Here is a 12692-nt window from a genome sequence, read left to right on the forward strand (position 1 = left end):
GTTTCTCCTAAATGAGGGTTGCGCCGTAGTCCACGGTCCATTTCTGGATATAGGAAATAAACTCGCCCCACAGGCCGGTAACCAGAGCAAGGCCCACGAGGATCATCGCCACGCCGCCAATGATCTGAATGGTGCGCGAATGCTTGCGGGCCCACGAAATGGTGCGCATCGCCCGCGCGGACCCCAGCGCCACCAGCAGGAACGGCAGTCCAAGGCCCAGGCAATACCCCACGATGAGCAGGGCGCCGCGGGCGGCGGTCATGCCTTCGGTGCCGGCGGAAATGGACACAATCGCTGCCAGCGTGGGGCCCAGGCACGGCGTCCACCCCAGCGCGAAAACACCGCCCAAAAGCGGCGCGCCCAGCCACGTAGTCCAGCGCTTTGGCGCCAGGCGGGTGTCTTTCTGCAGCGCTGGAATAGCCCCCAGGAAGACCACGCCCATCAAGATGGTGACGCCACCGCCCACGCGCATCAGCGTATCGGCGTTGAGCGTGAGCGCGGAAATCGCGCCAAAGACCGAGACCGTCGCCAGTACAAAGACCACGGTAAAGCCCAAGATGAACAGCGCTGCCGCCAGCACGACGGCCCATTGCCTGCGCTTGCCGACGCCCACCCCCAGCTTCTCGTCATAGCTCACCTCACCGCCAACCACGCTAGCGAGGTAAGAGATATAGCCGGGCACCAGCGGGATGACGCAGGGGCTGGCAAAGCTGACGAGACCCGCCAGAGCCGCGGCGAGGATGCCGAGGATCAACGGGCCGGAGGTGGCAGCTTCGGCAAACTGGCCGCCGATATTTGCTGCGTATTCCATTTATTCCTTTTCTAATTCATCCACAACATCCATCACGTCATCGGTGGTGATGGACCGCAAGAAAACGGTAGCCGGGCGGTGTTGTTTATCCAAGACGATCGTGGTCGGCACCACGGACGTAGGTACGCCGCCGAGCGCGGCGGCCGTCTTAAACGGCGGGTCATAGATGGAGGGGTAGTCCAGGCCGTTATCGTCCAAGAAGTCATTGGATACCTGCGGGTTATAGTCGCGCACGTTGATGCCTAAGACCGTGCCCAAGTCGCGTTTTTGCAGCTCGGCGTGCACCGCCTGCAGATCATCGGCCTCAGCGCGGCACGGCGCGCACCACTGACCCCAGGAATTCAAGACCACGACTTCGCCCTCGTAGTCATCCAAGGAAATGGTCTTATCCGTATCGCGGACATCGGCGCCGCTGAAGCTGCGCAGCGGTTTCCTATCGGCTTCCTCGTAGTGGATTTCCCGCTCCCCGCCCGGGGAGATGAACTCGAACTCGCCGCCGGTGGCCACCGCGTTTTGGGCGTTTTCGGCGTCCTGTGTGCAGGCAGAAAGGGTCAAGGCGGTTGCAGAAAGCGCGGCTGCCACAACGCGCGTTGCCGCACGGGTGCGTGTGCGTGCCATTAAATCTCCTGCGCCGGCGCGGAGTAGAAGATATCGGTGACCTGGTTATCCTCAAAGAGCAGCGAGGTTACCGAGGCCAGCGCGCACTCGCGATTCCACGGCGCATGCGGCAGGCGCTGGCCCAGCACCGTGCGCTGCACCATCACGATGGGCAGCTGGTGGCTCACCAGCACGGCCTCGTGGCCTTCTGCCGCGGTATGCGCGCGGTCGACCGCACCGAGCATGCGCTCGGCGATGCCCTCATACGCCTCACCCCACGACGGCTCCAGCGGGTTAGTCAGCTTGGGCCAGTGCCGCGGGTTCCACAGCGCCGATCGCAGGCCCTTGGTGCGCAAGCCCTCGAATTGGTTGCCGGACTCAATGAGCGTCTTATCGACGTCCACATTTAACCCCGTCACCTGCGCAATCGGCCGCGCCGTTTCCTGCGCGCGCTGCAGCGGCGAGGCCGCCAAATAGGTCACATCATGATCGCGGAAGCTTTCCGCCGTCCGCGCGGCCATGGAATGCCCGCGCGAGGATAGGTGATAGCCCGGAATGCGCCCGTACAGGATCTTTCCTGGGTTGTGTACCTCGCCATGGCGCACGAGGTGAACGATGGTGCGTGTCATGTCTCTCCTTGTTGAGCAGGCCTAATTGTGCAGGCCTAGTTGCGCAGGCCTTATTGTGCGGGACGCGCTGCGGCCGCGGCCTTCGCGGCGGGCTTGAGGGCGGCATCGATGCGCTCAAAGTCGGCATCGCCAAGAGCATCAGAGACGAACCAAGTCTCGAACGCGCTCGGTGCCACGTAGATGCCGTTTTCAAGCAGCGCGTGGAAGAACGGGGCAAAGCGGAAGTTCTCCGCGGACTGCATATCCGCGAAGTTGCGGCCTTCGCCCTCTGCGAAGCGAATGGAGAACATGGATGCCGCGCGCTGAATGTGGTGCGCCACGCCCTCAGCCTCCAGCGCGGAAGAAATCATCGCGCCGAGCTGGTCGGCCTTTTCTTGCAGGCGGGGGTAAAGGGATTCATCGGCAAGCTGCAGCGACTTCAATCCCGAAGCCATCGCCACCGGGTTACCGGACAAGGTGCCCGCCTGGTAAACCGGACCATCCGGTGCCAGGTAGTCCATGACCTCGGCGCGACCACCAAAGGCCGCAGCCGGCAAGCCACCAGAGACCACCTTGCCAAAGGTCACTAAGTCCGCCGCCACGCCATCGACGCCGTACCAACCCTTATACGAAGTGCGGAAGCCGGTCATGACCTCGTCGAGGATGAGCAGGGCGCCATCGGCATGCGCGATCTCCTTCAGCGCCGCGTTGAAGCCCTCATTCGGGGCCACGGTGCCCATATTGCCGGCAGAGGCCTCCGCAATGATGCAGGCAATCTGGCCCTCGTTCTCCGCAAAAGCCTCGCGCACCGCATCCAGATCGTTATAAGGAACGACGATGGTATCCTTCGCCGTCGCCCCCGTAACACCCGGCGAATCCGGCAGGCCGAACGTCGCCACGCCCGAGCCCGCCGATGCCAACAGCGCATCCACGTGCCCGTGGTAGCACCCCTCAAACTTCAGCACCTTCGCGCGGCCCGTATAGCCGCGGGCCAAACGCACCGCCGACATGGTCGCCTCCGTGCCGGAGTTAACCATGCGCACCTTATCGGCCGCAGTGCGCTTGACGATTTCCTCCGCCAGCAGCGCCTCCCCCTCCGTCGGCGTGCCAAAGCTCAGCCCGCCGGTGGCAGCCCGCTGCACGACCTCCACGATTTCCGGGTGCGCATTGCCGTGGATCATCGGGCCATACGAGCTCACGAGGTCGACGTACTCATTGCCATCGACATCCCACAGGCGTGATCCCTCGCCCCGCTCAATCACGCGGGCCTGGCCGCCCACGGAGCCGAAAGCGCGCACCGGCGAGTTCACCCCGCCCGGGATCACTTTGGAGGAACGCTCGAACCACTGTTGCGACTGGGAAGTATTAGGCATGTCTGTCATTCTAGCGACTCGCGCGACATACAAAAGTTTGACTGTGCATGTCGGCGTAATTCACAGCAACCCACTAAGCTTCCCCGCGGTTCCGTGACACGTCATAGAAACAGCATTCCCACTGAGATGGCACACTGGGGAGGTATGAAGATTGCATTTTTAGGAACCGGACGCATGGGCACCGAGCTTGCCCGCCACCTACTATCCGAGCACGAGGTGACGGTGTGGAACCGCACCGCTGAGCGCGCGCAACCGCTCGTGGACGAGGGCGCGGCGCGCGCCGATACCCCTGCCGCGGCCATCGAGGGCGCCGAGGTCATCATCACCTCCCTCTTCGGCCCCGACCAGATCCGCGAGGTGATCATCGAGCCGCAGCTTATCCCCGAGGGCATTACCTGGATCGACACCACCACCGTCTCGCCTGACGATGCCCGCGAGTTCGCCGCCGCCGTCGGCTCCTACGTCCACTCCCCCGTCGTGGGCTCGCTGGGGCCGGCGCGCGAGGGCAACCTGGGCGTTTATGTCGGCACGCCCGACGATGACCGCCGCGAGGTCGCCCTCGGCCTTGCCGAGGCCTGGGCCGGCGAAGAGAAGCTGATTGGGGTGGAAACGGCGGCGACGGCGGCCATCGGCAAGCTGCTGGCCAACCTTGCCCTAGCCGTGACCGCCGAAGGCCTGCTCGAAGCCCTGCAGCTCGGCGAATCCGAGGGGCTCGATTCCGAGGTCATCCTGCAGATGCTCGACATCACCGGCCTGTCGTTCATGTCGAATATGAAAGGCCCATTCATCACCGGCGAACGCAATACCGACCCCGGCGATTTCACCGTCGACGCCCTGGCCAAGGACGCCAAGCTCATGGAGAGCACCTCCGATAAGCCCCTGCCCGCCGTATCCGCTGCCATCGAGCGCTTCGCCGAGATGCAGGACATGGGCCACGGGAATCAGGACTTCTCGTCCATCTTCGTTTTCCGCAATAAGGGCTAGTTATTCACATGTCGCGTCAACGAACCGCGGCCTTTTAGCGCTTTTCGGGCGAGTTATCCACAGGCTGCGCTCGCGCGCCGCGCTTTAGTTGCGCTATCACCTTAGGCTGCGTGGCATGACAGCACTTCAGGCATACCTCGCGGCCCTGGCGCCCGGCATCGACATCGTCGCCGGGTGCACAGGCATGTCCGCCCGCGAGCTGCGCGCGGCCGGTGCGCCGAATCGGACGGCGCGCACGCTGCTCACGCTTGCCGATGCCTTCTTCTCCCCCACCTCCTTTTCCCGGCAACAACGCCGCGCCGTGGCCGCCGCCCGCGAACGCGCCCACGCGCTGCCAACGCTGGAGGTTATCGAGCGCTACGCCACGCGCGCCAAGACCAAGCGCCAGGCGTGGCAGCTGCGGGTGGAGCTCTGCCGCACCGCTGCGGATACCGATGAGATGGAAAAGCTCGCGCGCAAGAAGCTGCGTGAAATCAATCCACCCACCCCACCGCGCCCCGGCGTGCGCATTCGCCGCCGCAAGGACGCGCCGTGGACGCTCGCGATTACCGGGCCATCCTCCCTCATCGCGGACTTAGAGTCCAACCTGGACGAGGATGCGCCTTTAGATTCCGTCGCGGGGCTTTTCTCCGGCGCCGCCACCCCGCGGCCGACGGTGACGACCAATGCGATCATCACGCTCGACGAGCTCGACCGCATCATCGACGGTGACGGCGAAGAAATCACCATCCAACTCACCAATGGTGCGCGGCTTACCGGCGCCGAATTGGTCGCGCGCACGCTTTCCGAGCGTGGCCTTATCACCCTCGTGCATCCCTTCGAGGGGGCGGTGAACCTCTACCGCACCGAGCGCATGGCCAACGAGAAGCAGCGGCTCATGGCCGCCGCCGAAAATCCTGTCTGCCCGTGGCCGCGGTGCAATTATCCCGCGGATAAGTGCCAAATCCACCACCTAGAAGCCTGGCAGCACGGCGGCGATACCAATATGGCCAACCTTGCGGCCTGCTGCCCGTACCACAACGGCGTCAACGACGATGACCCGAATGCCCCACCGCGCCGCGGTCACCTCGCCCGCAGACGCGGGCGGGTGGTGTGGCAACCACCATGGGCCGACACCGTGCCCGATGCCGTGCCCGGCCCCAGCGCCGAATCCTAGCGCCCAGGCCCCAACCGGCATTCCCGGCCGAGGGGTCAGGCCCTCGCACATGCCAATTATCTGCGCGCATATCAGGTTCCCGCACGCGCGTGCATTGGCCACAAGCGCCTGGTCAGGCAGCAGTAACCCTGCTGCCTGTTTAGGCATGCCCAAATCCGCCTCGCTGCTTATTCCGAACCGTATCACGGTTCAGCCGCGCCATCGCCGGTGATGCTTAACTACCGCCAGCACCAACCACCAACTTCGCTAGCTGCAACCGGCGCTGGCTCCCAGTGGAGTCAACTACAGCCGGGGTTAGTTTCAACCACCACGGACTGCAAGTGGTGCCAATGGCAAGCAAACGTTAATTGCAGCCGCGCGAGCTAGCTGCTAGCGATGCGGGCGGCGGCAGCGCGTGCATCCGCGATGACCGCAGGCACGCCCACGCCGCCGGCCCAGGCACCGGTGACGTCGACGCCTGGGGATTGAGACAAGGCATCGCGCACGGCCGCCACAGTGTCGAGGTGGGTGGCATCAAAGCGCGGCAGGCCGCCGAACCAACGCTGGGTGAAGATTTCGGCGACGCCAGCAGCGCGGCCGTCGAAGCCGGTCAGGTGCTGCAGGTCATCGAGGGCGTAGTCCACGAGGTCGTCTTCTTCGGCGCGGACGATGGCGTCGCCGCCGAACCGGCCGAACGAGGCACGCACCAGCGCCCCGCCGCGCTCTGCCAGGTGCGGCCATTTGCGCGATGACAGCGTGAATGCCTTTGCGTGCACGTCATCTTGGTCGGTGGCGACGAGGATGCCGGAGTTTTGTGGCAACGCGGTACCGGAGGGATCGGTGTCGGAGTCGAATTTGAGGCCCACGACTGCCGATGCCGCCAGCTTCACCCCCTTCAACCGCGTTGCCGCATCCGGAGCCACCTTGGGCAGCAGGCGCGCGGCGGTCGGTGCCGGGGTAGCTACCAGCACGCGGTCGAAGGGCGCAGTATCGCCCGGCGCGCCGGCCAGGCGGAACTTATCGCCCTCGCGCGTGATGCCAGAAATGAACGTGTCAACGAAAATCTTGGCGCGGGATTTTTCGGCCAGGGTCTCATAGAGTTCGGCGTAGCCGCCGCGGAAGGTCTGGAAAACAGGCCCGCCGGCGCTGGGGTTCTCTGCACGGGATTCCTCGAGGGAGCGCACGGCCGCAGAGAGGGTGACGGGGCCGGAGGCGGCGAGGGTATCGAGGGCATCGGCAAGCGTGGGGATGGTGGCGCGCAGGCCCAGGTCATCGGCGGTGCATGAGTACACCCCGCCCAGCAGCGAGGAAACAACGCGGTCCACCAGGTCGCCGCCGTATTGTTGACGCACCAACTCACCGACCGAGACGTCGCCGCCCACGGTCCACGCGAAGGGCTGCTCGTTATCGATGCGCCGCACCGTGTCCTCCGAAACTAGGTGTGCGACCGGCTCGGAATGCGACGGAATGCCCATCACCCCGCCCTGCGGCAGGGCCTTGAGCTCCCCGCTGTAGACCAGCGAGCGCAAACCTGACGGGTCAACTAAACTGCCGCCCAAGCCGAGGGCGTGGAAGAAGTCCACGGCATCGCGCCGACGGGCGAGGAATGCCTCGGCACCCATGTCGGTGGGGCCGTCATTAAACGGCACGGAATACAGCTTCCCACCGATGCGCCCGGCGGCCTCGAAAACCTCGACGTCGTGATCGCGCAGTTCGTAGGCGGCGGTAAGGCCGGCGAGGCCGGCACCGATGATGGCAATACGCATTTAGCCCTCCTCGTGAATGATGGATACGGCGCGGGTGATGGCCTCCGCGTCGGTAGTGGGCAGCACCCCGTGCCCAAGGTTCCAAATGTGGGTGTCGATATCGCCGCGCTGCTGGGCGCGCTCGACCTCGCCGCGGATGGTGCGCACGGCTTGGCGCACGGCATCGTCGCCGGCGAAAAGCAGCGCTGGGTCGAGGTTGCCCTGCAGCACGCGGGAGCTAACGCGCTGGGCGGCGGCGTCCATGGCCACGCGGTAGTCCACGCCCATGACCTCGGAGCCGGCTTCGGACATCGCCGGCAGCAGCTCGCCGGTGCCCACGCCGAAGTGGATGCGCGGAATATCGACGCTGGCCAGGATTTCCTGCGAATATGGCAGCACGAACTCGCGGTAGTCGCGCTCGTTGAGGTAGCCGGCCCAGGAATCGAAAAGCTGCATGGCGTCAATGCCGGCATCGACCTGCACCCGCAGGAAGTTAATGATGGTGGGCACGAGCCGGCGCATGAGCATGTGCCACGTTTCGGGCTCGGCGTGCATGAGCGCCTTGGTGCGCTCGTGGTTCTTGGATGGCCCGCCCTCGATAAGGTAGCTGGCCAGGGTAAATGGCGCGCCGACGAATCCGATGAGCGCTTGGGTCTCGGTCAACTCGCCGAGGATTCCCGCAATGCCTTGGGCAACTTCGGGCACGTCGGTATCAAGAATAGGCAGCTTGCCGATGTCCCCCTTCTCCCTCACCGCCTTCTCCATCACCGGCCCGCGGCCGGGCACGATGTCGACGTTGACGCCGGCTGCCTTGAGCGGGACCACGATATCGGAAAAGAGGATGGCCGCGTCCACGTCATGGCGGCGCACCGGCTGGAGGGTGATTTCTGCGAGGAGTTCCGGCATGAAGCAAGAGTCCAGCATGCCGATGCCCTCGCGGGCGGCGCGGTACTCCGGCAGTGAGCGACCAGCTTGACGCATCAACCATACTGGCGGACGGGAGGGGGTGCGGCCGAGCGCGGCATCGATAATGGGGGCGCGGTTAAGTCGAGACATACTCCTCATTATGAATCAAAAGTTGGAGCAGGGGCTAATTAGCCGCGCCGCGGGTCTTGCGTTCCCTGTGCGCAAGCCAGGCGTCAGTCGCTCCCGTGGAGGCTGCGGTGGGCAATGAACCGGTTGGACTGGGGCCGGAAGAGCAGGACCACCGCGATAAGCAGCGTCACGGCGATCAGTAGCAGGCCGAGACCACCGATACCAAGCGCCAAAGCTGCGATATTGAAAAAGAGGGCAATCGCAATGACGACTGAAATAATGCGGCGCGCCCACTTCGATCCATTGGCGAGTTGCGCGGAAAAGAGCGCCAGAATGATTGCGCCGATGATATTAAATACCGAGACGAATAAGCGGTTCGACCGCACGTACTCGGCGATGCCCGAATCCGAGGGCTCCATCTGCTCGCCGCCCCCGCCGAAGATACCGACCATGCCGCTAACCAGCATGATGACGGCTGCAACAACGAGCACCCAATACGCCCACTGGAGAGGGCGCGGCCACACGGACAGGTCTTGTTCCTGGGTGATGTTTTGTACGGGGCGGTTATAGTCGCGGGGGCCTGGGCGTTGATTCTTATCCGCAGCATCGTCACTTTGACCGTCATCGCGCCGGCCGTGGCCGGGGAACATACTGGTCATCGGTTGTCCTTGTGGTCATCGCCAAGCGATTGCTGGGAGGAAGTTTCCTTACCCCGATCCTTGGCACCCTTCTCCTTGGCTTCCTGCTTTTCGCGCTTCTCACGCTCTTTATCCCGGCGCGCCTGCTCGAGTTCCTTTTCCAGCTCGCGCATTTGCGCGAGTTCGCCAGTGTAGTCGAGGGTGTCGGGCTTAATGGAAAAAATGAGCCCCAATACGGCGGCGACGCCGACCAAGATTTGTACCATGCCGTCAGCGGCAAAGAGCCAGTCGGGGACGTCAGCACCCGTGGGCGTGACCATGAAAGTCAGCAGGATGCGGAAACCGAAGTAAATGGAAAAGGCGAACCAGATGCGGCGCGAAGTGCCCGCGCGTTTTGATGGCCCCGCCAGCGACTTCAGCAAAAAGAGCAGCAGCACCAGCACGCCGATGGCAATGGCAGCCGATAGCGCCACCGACCCATAGGCGGCCATTTCAATTAAGGAGTCCGAAACTTCTTCGCCGTCTTCGCCACCCGAGGTGCTTTCGACCATCTGCTTGGCCTGTGCCATGAGCACATCGTGGTTGAGCAGGGTCAGCACCACGTTGAGGATCTGGTGGACGGTCTCCCCGGCGACGACGCCCAGCCAAAGCCACAGCATGTAGACCACGGTCTCGGGGCGCTTGGAACCGCCCTGCGAGCCCTTGCCGCGCTGTTCACGCGGGTCACCGGGCTGCGGCGACCCAGGCTGCAGCTTAGGCCGCGATTCTCGTTGAGGCTCTCGCTGCTTATCGCGCTGTGGCCCAGGATTGCCGGCCTGTGGCGACTCGGGCTGCGGCGACTCGGGGCGCGGCGACGGACGAGAAGAAGGCTGTGTCACAAGAATCCTTTACTTGAGCAGGCGTGCGGCTTCGGTGGCGAAGTACGTCAGGATCTGATCGGCACCGGCACGCTTGAAGGCGGTGAGCGATTCGAGCATGATGGCCTCGCCATCGACCCAGCCGTTGGCGGCACCGGCCTTGATCATCGCGTACTCGCCGGAGACTTGGTACACGGCGACGGGTACCGAAGAGGTCTCGGCTATTGCGGACAGGACATCCAAATACGGCAGGCCCGGCTTGACCATCACGAAGTCGGCACCTTCTTCGATATCGAGCTCGGCCTCCAACAGGGATTCGCGGAAGTTGCGCGGGTCCTGCTGGTAGGTGCGGCGGTCTCCCTCGAGGGAGGAGCCGACGGCCTCGCGGAAGGGGCCGAAGAAGGCGGAGGCGTACTTCGCGGAGTAGGCCATGATGGATACGTCATCGCGGCCGGCTTCATCGAGATCAGCGCGGATGGCGGCAACCTGGCCGTCCATCATGCCAGACGGCGAAATGATCTGCGCGCCGGCTTCGGCCTGGGAGCGGGCCATTTTTTGGTAGAGCTGGACGGATTCATCGTTAAGCACGCGGCCCTGGTCATCGAGGACACCGCAGTGCCCGTGCGAGGTGAACTCGTCGAGGCAGGTATCGGCCATGATGATGAGGTCATCGCCAAATTCCTCGCGCAGGGCGGCAATGCCGCGGTTCAAAATGCCGTCGGGATTCCAGGCCACGGAGCCGGTGGCGTCCTTGTCCTTTTCCAGCGGAACGCCGAAGAGGTCCACGCAGGTAACGCCGGCCTCGAGGGCTTCTTCGGTCGCGCGGCGCAACGAATCAAAGGTGTGCTGGTACACGCCGGGCATGGAGGAAATCTCATTCGGCTCATCGAGGCCGTCTGCGATAAACATCGGCAGAATTAAGTCCGATGGGCGCAGCGTGGTTTCGGCCACGAGGTTGCGCATCTGCGGCGTGGAGCGCAGGCGGCGGGGGCGGCGGGCAGGAAATGAGCTCATTGGGTACTCCTTAGAGCGAGACTAAAAACTTACGCCTTCTCGACCTTAGTAGTCTTCTTGCGCGCGCGACGCTTCTTGCGGGGCGCGGGCAGGTTACCGGCGGCGCGGAGGGCGGCGACGTGGCTAGCGAGGGCATCGACAAGCGCGGGCACGTCCGCAACATCCGGCACGACATCGACGCGCAGGCCCAGCTCTTCTGCGGCCGCGCTTGCCGATGGCCCGATGCACGCAATGATCGTCCGCTGGTGCGGCTTGCCGGCGATGCCCACCAGGTTGCGCACGGTGGATCCGGAGGTAAAGGCCACGGCGTCGAAGCCACCAGTCTTAATCATGTCGCGGATTTCGGCCGAAGGCGGGGCGGCGCGCACGGTGCGGTAGGCCACGACGTCATCGACGTCCCACTGGAGCGCCTGGAGGCCATCGACAAGCGTATCGGCGGCGATATCGGTGCGCGGCAGGAGGACGCGGCTAACGGCGTCGATGTCTTCGACGTAATTGGGAAAGACCTCGAGCAGGCCCTCGGCGTTTTGCTTCTTCTTGTGCGGCAAAAGCTCCGGCACCATGCCCTTGGCGCGGATGGCATCGGCGGTCTTGGTGCCCACGGCGGCAAGGTGCACGCCAGCGAAATCGCGGGCGTCCAGGCCGAGCTGGGAAATCTTATCCCACACGGCGGTCACGGCGTTGACGGAGGTAAAAACGATCCACTTGTAGCGGCCTTCGACGATGCCCTTGATGGCTCGGTCCATCTGCGCCGGGTTGCGAGGCGGCTCAATGGAAATCGTCGGCACGTTCTGCGGGATGGCGCCGTAGCCGGCTAGGCGCGCGGACATGGGCCCGGCCTGTTCCTTGGTGCGCGGCACCAGCACGCACCAGCCGTAGAGCGGGCGGTTTTCCCACCACGAGTACTTGGTGCGGTCATCGATGCTGCGGCCGAGCGTGACCACCAGCGGGCCGGACAGGTCCGCGTCCAGCTTGGCGATGGTCCCCAGCGTTGCCTCATACGTGCGCTGCAGGCGCGTGGTGCCGTGGACGGTCACAAACGCCTCGGTTTCCGCCGGCATGCCGCGCTGCTGCAGCTCGGTGGAAATCTCCGCGAGGTCGTCCTTGGTGGCCTGCAAGACGATGGGCTGGGTGGCATTGGCGAGCGCGTCCCAGTCGGCGCCATCGGTGACATCGGCCTCGGTGTACGTCGACCCCAGGGCCAGTCCGGCAAAAGACGGCACGGTCGAGGGCAGGGACATGCCCGGCACGACCTGGAATTCCAGGCCTGCGGAGGCCACGGCGTTGATTTCGGCCTTGATGGATTCGCGGTTGAGCGGGTTACCGGTTACGAGGCGGATGACGTCCTCGCCATCGGCCTCGGCAAGGCACTCGCGCAGCTGGCTTACGATGTCCTCGCCCGGTGCGTAGAGCACCGCGGCGGTCGGTGCCGGTGGGCGGGGCGGCTTGCGGCGCGCGCCCTTGGCCTTGGCATCGGCGCACATCTGCGCGTATTCCTCTTCCGCGGCATCCAGCAGCTCTTGCGGGACGGGCAGCGCGGTGGCGACAGCATCGCGCACGCCCTGCATGACCTGCGGATCGGTCACGGCGATAGCGTTATTGGCCAGAACTTCGCGGGCGCGGACGGTCAGCAGGTCTGGGTTTCCCGGACCAGCGCCCACGAAGACGATCTTGCCCAACTGGGTGTCTGACACAGCATTGCTCATAAAGTTCTTTTCTAGATCTGGGCCCGCGGCACCGCACACGGACATGATCGCCTGCAGTGTTTCTCCCCGCGCCGTCGGTGGGTATCAAGGTCATAACGGCCAAAATCCCAGGCGCTACGTCCTGGGATGCCCTTAAAGGGGGCCGGGTATCATTGCAAAAAATGATCTATGGTATCTACACCTTAAATT

The 12692-nt window shown here is 64.3% G+C and carries 12 protein-coding genes; 2 read left to right on the forward strand and 10 right to left on the reverse strand.

Annotation, left to right across the window (positions count from 1 at the left end; translation table 11 throughout):
- Positions 1–7: 7 nt before the first annotated feature.
- The 4 genes from ABRP95_RS08415 to hemL are packed head-to-tail and all read right to left on the reverse strand — an operon-like array spanning position 8 to position 3398.
- Positions 8–811: a cytochrome c biogenesis CcdA family protein gene (locus ABRP95_RS08415; RefSeq protein ID WP_284771018.1), complete on the reverse strand. Its 804-nt coding sequence runs from the start codon at positions 809–811 to the stop codon at positions 8–10.
- Positions 812–1429 carry a TlpA disulfide reductase family protein gene (locus tag ABRP95_RS08420; protein ID WP_284783272.1) on the reverse strand — a complete coding sequence of 206 codons (618 nt, stop codon included), beginning with the start codon at positions 1427–1429 and terminating at the stop codon, positions 812–814.
- A complete protein-coding gene (locus tag ABRP95_RS08425; RefSeq protein ID WP_284771016.1) occupies positions 1429–2037 on the reverse strand; it encodes a histidine phosphatase family protein in 609 nt (202 codons plus the stop codon). The genes ABRP95_RS08420 and ABRP95_RS08425 overlap by 1 nt, the downstream gene beginning before the upstream one ends.
- A 50-nt stretch (positions 2038–2087) precedes the next feature.
- Positions 2088–3398 (reverse strand): glutamate-1-semialdehyde 2,1-aminomutase, encoded by a 1311-nt coding sequence (gene hemL / locus ABRP95_RS08430; RefSeq protein ID WP_284771015.1) that lies wholly within the window; start codon positions 3396–3398, stop codon positions 2088–2090.
- 135 nt (positions 3399–3533) lie between these two features.
- On the opposite strand from hemL, the gene ABRP95_RS08435 reads away from it, so the two are divergent.
- Both ABRP95_RS08435 and ABRP95_RS08440 read left to right on the forward strand, forming a co-directional pair.
- Positions 3534–4373: an NAD(P)-dependent oxidoreductase gene (locus tag ABRP95_RS08435; protein ID WP_284771014.1), complete on the forward strand. Its 840-nt coding sequence runs from the start codon at positions 3534–3536 to the stop codon at positions 4371–4373.
- A gap of 115 nt (positions 4374–4488) precedes the next feature.
- Positions 4489–5529 carry an HNH endonuclease signature motif containing protein gene (locus tag ABRP95_RS08440; protein ID WP_349839218.1) on the forward strand — a complete coding sequence of 347 codons (1041 nt, stop codon included), beginning with the start codon at positions 4489–4491 and terminating at the stop codon, positions 5527–5529.
- A 362-nt stretch (positions 5530–5891) separates the two neighbouring features.
- Here ABRP95_RS08440 and ABRP95_RS08445 read toward each other — a convergent pair whose 3' ends face one another.
- The 6 genes from ABRP95_RS08445 to ABRP95_RS08470 all read right to left on the reverse strand — a co-directional run bounded on the left by ABRP95_RS08445 (position 5892) and on the right by ABRP95_RS08470 (position 12503).
- Positions 5892–7274: a protoporphyrinogen oxidase gene (locus ABRP95_RS08445; protein ID WP_349839219.1), complete on the reverse strand. Its 1383-nt coding sequence runs from the start codon at positions 7272–7274 to the stop codon at positions 5892–5894.
- The gene (gene hemE / locus ABRP95_RS08450; protein WP_284771012.1) at positions 7275–8309 is read right to left on the reverse strand and encodes a uroporphyrinogen decarboxylase; all 1035 of its coding nucleotides are present in this window, start codon (positions 8307–8309) and stop codon (positions 7275–7277) included.
- Positions 8310–8392: 83 nt separating this feature from the next.
- The gene (locus tag ABRP95_RS08455) at positions 8393–8947 is read right to left on the reverse strand and encodes a tellurium resistance protein TerC (RefSeq protein WP_284783265.1); all 555 of its coding nucleotides are present in this window, start codon (positions 8945–8947) and stop codon (positions 8393–8395) included.
- Positions 8944–9804, reverse strand: a complete 861-nt coding sequence (locus tag ABRP95_RS08460; RefSeq protein ID WP_349839220.1) for a hypothetical protein — start codon at positions 9802–9804, stop codon at positions 8944–8946. Before ABRP95_RS08460 ends, ABRP95_RS08455 begins: the two co-directional genes overlap by 4 nt.
- A gap of 9 nt (positions 9805–9813) precedes the next feature.
- Positions 9814–10797, reverse strand: coding sequence for a porphobilinogen synthase (gene hemB, locus ABRP95_RS08465; protein WP_284623966.1), 984 nt, complete (start codon positions 10795–10797; stop codon positions 9814–9816).
- Between the two features lie 29 nt (positions 10798–10826).
- On the reverse strand, positions 10827–12503 hold the full coding sequence (locus ABRP95_RS08470; protein WP_349839221.1) for a bifunctional uroporphyrinogen-III C-methyltransferase/uroporphyrinogen-III synthase: 1677 nt from the start codon (positions 12501–12503) through the stop codon (positions 10827–10829).
- Positions 12504–12692: the final 189 nt, after the last annotated feature.

The sequence above is a fragment of the Corynebacterium sp. KPL2895 genome, assembly GCF_040225815.1.
Classification (GTDB): domain Bacteria; phylum Actinomycetota; class Actinomycetes; order Mycobacteriales; family Mycobacteriaceae; genus Corynebacterium; species Corynebacterium rhinophilum.

Excerpts from the sequence above, each read along its gene's own strand:
- ABRP95_RS08415 (WP_284771018.1), bottom strand. The coding sequence starts at position 811 with ATGGAATACGCAGCAAATATCGGCGGCCAGTTTGCCGAAGCTGCCACC.
- ABRP95_RS08435 (WP_284771014.1), top strand. The coding sequence starts at position 3,534 with ATGAAGATTGCATTTTTAGGAACCGGACGCATGGGCACCGAGCTTGCC.
- hemB (WP_284623966.1), bottom strand. The coding sequence starts at position 10,797 with ATGAGCTCATTTCCTGCCCGCCGCCCCCGCCGCCTGCGCTCCACGCCG.
- ABRP95_RS08440 (WP_349839218.1), top strand. The coding sequence starts at position 4,489 with ATGACAGCACTTCAGGCATACCTCGCGGCCCTGGCGCCCGGCATCGAC.
- ABRP95_RS08445 (WP_349839219.1), bottom strand. The coding sequence starts at position 7,274 with ATGCGTATTGCCATCATCGGTGCCGGCCTCGCCGGCCTTACCGCCGCC.
- ABRP95_RS08455 (WP_284783265.1), bottom strand. The coding sequence starts at position 8,947 with ATGACCAGTATGTTCCCCGGCCACGGCCGGCGCGATGACGGTCAAAGT.
- hemL (WP_284771015.1), bottom strand. The coding sequence starts at position 3,398 with ATGACAGACATGCCTAATACTTCCCAGTCGCAACAGTGGTTCGAGCGT.
- ABRP95_RS08470 (WP_349839221.1), bottom strand. The coding sequence starts at position 12,503 with ATGAGCAATGCTGTGTCAGACACCCAGTTGGGCAAGATCGTCTTCGTG.
- ABRP95_RS08425 (WP_284771016.1), bottom strand. The coding sequence starts at position 2,037 with ATGACACGCACCATCGTTCACCTCGTGCGCCATGGCGAGGTACACAAC.
- hemE (WP_284771012.1), bottom strand. The coding sequence starts at position 8,309 with ATGTCTCGACTTAACCGCGCCCCCATTATCGATGCCGCGCTCGGCCGC.
- ABRP95_RS08420 (WP_284783272.1), bottom strand. The coding sequence starts at position 1,429 with ATGGCACGCACACGCACCCGTGCGGCAACGCGCGTTGTGGCAGCCGCG.